3 protein-coding genes are annotated in these 4,080 nt (G+C 59.4%); 1 reads left to right on the top strand and 2 read right to left on the bottom strand.

Features of this window, described 5'->3' with window-relative positions; genetic code table 11:
- A partial coding sequence (locus tag WBB85_RS07910) for a serine/threonine protein kinase (protein ID WP_432638077.1) occupies positions 1 to 1,824 on the bottom strand: 1,824 nt, incomplete at its 3' end.
- A gap of 388 nt (positions 1,825 to 2,212) precedes the next feature.
- Positions 2,213 to 3,079 carry an urea carboxylase-associated family protein gene (locus WBB85_RS07905; protein WP_432638076.1) on the bottom strand — a complete coding sequence of 289 codons (867 nt, stop codon included), beginning with the start codon at positions 3,077 to 3,079 and terminating at the stop codon, positions 2,213 to 2,215.
- Positions 3,080 to 3,422: 343 nt separating this feature from the next.
- Here WBB85_RS07905 and WBB85_RS07900 point away from each other — a divergent pair.
- On the top strand, positions 3,423 to 4,080 hold a 658-nt coding region (locus tag WBB85_RS07900; RefSeq protein ID WP_432638075.1), incomplete at its 3' end, for a peptide ABC transporter substrate-binding protein.

Genomic DNA, 4,080 nt, shown 5'->3' with positions numbered 1-4,080 from the left:
GCGCTGGGTTTGCACGCTTTTGAAGCGTACCGTGGTACGGGTATATCCATCCGGGTCAATGACCATCGCGTTCAGAACCAGCGTCGTGAACGGCCGCTCGACCGAGAAGGGTTCATCATTGACGGTGAAGATTTCCGTGCCCGGCGCAATCCAGCTGCCCGCAACCGCAAGGTCGGTATCAGCCGGAACATCGGTGATCAGCACGACCTGAGCGTTGCGCACGGCATTTTGCGAAAACTCGAAGGGAATTGCGATATCCCAAAGCGCGAAGGTCACCTGCTGCTCAAGAACCGGGCCATCTGCAACCGGTTCGGCCTTGACGATGGCCGGTGCTGGTGCCTTGGCCTCCTCGGACACGATTTCGTCGGCTGCCGGAGCTTCCACCACAGGTTCGGCAATGACCGCCGGAACCGCGATTTCGACCGGCGCCTCTGCGCTCGCGGTGATGTCGGCGGTTTCCTCAACCTCGGCCGGAGCCGCTGCCGCATCATCCGTCGCACCGAAGGACGGAGCGGCAGTGGCAACAACGACGTCGGATTGCTCGGCGGGCGCAGGGGCCGGTTCCGTCACGGGTTCGACCGCCGCGACAGGTTGTGCAACCTCGGCTTCTGTCGGTGCCGGTGCTTCACCACCGACAAAGCTGTAGCCAACCAAACCAAGCACGGCGAGAACGGCCAGCGCCGACACTGCCATCAAACCACCGCGACCCTTCGCGGGCGTTTCCACCATCGGCTGCGGGTCGGCATCGGCCAGCGGGGCAAACCCGCCTTTCTTTCCGCCGGCCACATCGGCAACGGCAGCGGCCGCAACGGCACTGTCCAGGGTACTGTCATCATCACTCTGGACCAGCAGCTTGGAGATTGCCGCCTCGGGATCGCCGTCGACGGTTTTCTTGCCAGCCGGATTGTCCAGCAGCGCGAGCCATTCGGTCGACGACTGAATGCGCATCGACGGCTTGGTGTTCATTGCCTTGTCGACGGCCTCAAGGAACCCGGCAGGGTATCCTTCCACGGCCCCCGTCAGGGGCTCGTACGGGTCGGGGCGTTGTTCCGCGATGGCTGCAAGGCGTTGCTGGCCATTCACCGGCGCCTCGCTCTTGATCGCATGATAAAGCGAGGCGGCCAGAGCGTAGAGATCGCTCCACGGCCCCTGTTCACTGCCTGCGATGTAGAATTCCTGCGGCGAATAGCCGTCCTTGACCACGCGCAAAGCCGAATGCTTGCGCCCGGTATCCCCGGCATTTTCGCGGGCGGCGCCGAAATCGATCAGGATCGGTTCACCCTGACGGGTCAGAAGGATGTTGTCCGGCGAGATGTCGCGGTGAAGCAATCCATGCTCATGTACATATCCGATCGCCGAAAGCAGCTTGCGGGTGATGCCCACGATCTGTTCGGGCGTCAGCTTGGCTGCCGGATCCTCAAGGATCTCCAGAAGGTCCTTACCGTCGACGAAATCGATGGCCATATAAGCGGTGTCGTTGTCCTCAAAGACCTGATGGACGCCGACGATGTTCGGGTGCATCAGCTTCGACAGGCTGCGCGCTTCCTGGATGAAGTGGCGGATGATCGACTTCAATTCACCCTGATGCGCCCGCGACCGCGCGCTGACGATCGTGTTCGTCCGGCGGCAGAACGCATCGGCGAAGCATTCCTTGATGACGACCTCGCGGTCGAGGCTGTCTTTCGCCAGGTAGGTGATGCCAAATCCGCCATTGTTCAAGAAGCGGGTAATCGTGTACTGGCCGTGCAGCAGGGTTGTGCCCGGCTGCAACTCATCCATCTGTCCTTCGAGTTCCGATTTCTCGACAAGCTCGTTCAGTGACATTCTCGTACTCCAGTTCCACCACCAACGGACGATTTCGGCTGTCCATTGGCCCCACGTTGATCGGCCAAGATTTAACTCAATCTTAGTATCCGCATGTTTTTGATCCCCCCAGAACCCGGCAACAATAGGGCGCAAACTGGGAATATTGACGAAACCGCGACAGTTTTAGTGGTTTTTTCTTTTTTTTCTGAGGGTGTTTAGGCCTTTTCAGCACAGACCGCGTTGCCAAATCATCGCACTCCCTGTCACAGAGGGACCTCTGGCAGGAAATCCCCCGGAAAGGCAAAAATGGCAAGAATCAGCCGCATGGCTTAGCTGGATACGTGGCAAAGACACCGATTCGAAATTGGAAACAATCCACCCAAACCTGGCGCATTGGGCGGGCCGATCAGCGGCCGTGACTGCGGTCATATGTGTTAACAGGCGGCGCTTGCCAGTTGCCCATGACATCCGAAACCGGACGTAGAACTTCGACCAGCAGCGGATAGCAGGCGGCTGCATCCGATGAATGCTCTGCCGAGCAATCCCCACCAGGACAGGCAGACAAGGCACCCAAAAGGTCGATCTCGGCAAAGAATTCCAGATAGTCGCCCGGCCGAACCGGAGAGGCTTTCATGAAATACTGGCCGGTATCACGTGTGAATCCGGTGCACATGAAGACATTCAGGACGTCGTGAACATCCCCTTCGACCTCGGTCAACGGCAGCCCGGCCTCGTCTGCCAGCGCGCGTGTCAGGTTGGAATGGCAGCAGTGATGGTACTGACCGCCGTGGCTAAGCAGATTGTGCGTATAGGGATCGCAGCGCGTACCGATCACATCATGCACGCTGCCACCGAATGCGTCGAAACCGTACCAGTCGAGCGTGTCATGGGTGATCGTCGCCATCGGCCTGAGATACGGAAAACTCGACCACATCCGGTCACCGGTCGACAGATGGGTGCCATGCAAAGCGCGCGTCTTGCCGGAATAGAAGCGTTCCTTAAGGTTGGCTGAATGCCAAAGATTTAGATCGCCGACCTGCGGACCATCGACCGAATGGATGCGGAAGAAGTGACCCGCAGGCACCCGGAAGCTACGCGCCTCGCGCGGGGGAACGATCACAGTGCTCACCACTTCCAACCTGTCGCGCGCGGCAGAGTATAGCGCCATGTCGGGTGCCGGAAGCGTCTCGGGCGGATAGCAGATGACCGGCCGCACAGCGCGGCGCAACGCGGCGTCTTCCGGCGCAGGATTCAGCGGATGGTCAGGTTTCATGCAGCACCTCCTGACGCGCAACTCTGGTGGTGATGCGGGATCGGGTCAATCGCGTTGCGGTGATTCGGACGCCGATCCCGGCGCAAGAATGTAACGCACGCAAATCAGCGCCGGTCACAATCGGTCGCCCTGAACCGGCAGATCACCGAAACACCGGGGCAATCCTTCCGGTCAATCCGACGATATGCCGGGTCTGTCCGGCATCTTGACGCAACGTACCCGTTTCGTCCCGGCGCAATGCCCTTGTGCGGAAAAGCGCGCGTACTAGGCTTTGCACATTCGCCATATCAGGCGCATTCTTGGAAACAATGAAAACAACAACACAACCTTGGGAGGTCATCCAATGATGAACAAACTGCTCCTTTCCACCATCCTCAGCGCGAGCCTTGTCCTGCCTGCGGTCGCGGCCGAGGTTCAGCCGGGCGACACGCTCGCGGAAAATCAGGAATATACCTACTGGCTTCTCGACGCGATCAAGTCGATGGATCCCCAGATCAACACCGATGTCGAAGGCTCGGGCATCATGCGCTCGCTCTTCGAAGGGTTGATGAACGAAGATCAGACCGGCAACCTCGTGCCAGGCGTCGCCACATCCTATGAGCTTTCGGACGACAAGACGACCTACACGTTCCACCTGCGCGACAATGCCAAGTGGTCAAACGGCGATCCGGTGACGGCGAATGATTTCGTCTATGCGTGGAAACGTCTGGCCGATCCGGCGACCGCCTCGGAGTATGCCTGGTATATTGAACTGATGCAGATCGTGAACGCCTCGGAAATCATCGCCGGGGAAAAGCCGGTCGATGAGCTGGGCGTGACTGCCGTGGACGATCACACCTTCGAAGTGAAGATCACCGCCCCCCTGCCCTATTTCCCGTCGATGACCACCCATGCTTCGGTCTTCCCGGTCAACAAGGGTGTGCTGGAAGCTGGCGGCGACAAATGGACCGAGGCGGGCAACCTCGTCGGCAATGGCGCCTATGTGCTGAAAGAGCATATCC

The organism is Albidovulum sp., from assembly GCF_049646345.1.
Classification (GTDB): domain Bacteria; phylum Pseudomonadota; class Alphaproteobacteria; order Rhodobacterales; family Rhodobacteraceae; genus Albidovulum.
The sequence above is the reverse complement of the archived record's forward strand: the minus strand, read 5'-3'. Positions and strand labels throughout refer to the sequence as shown.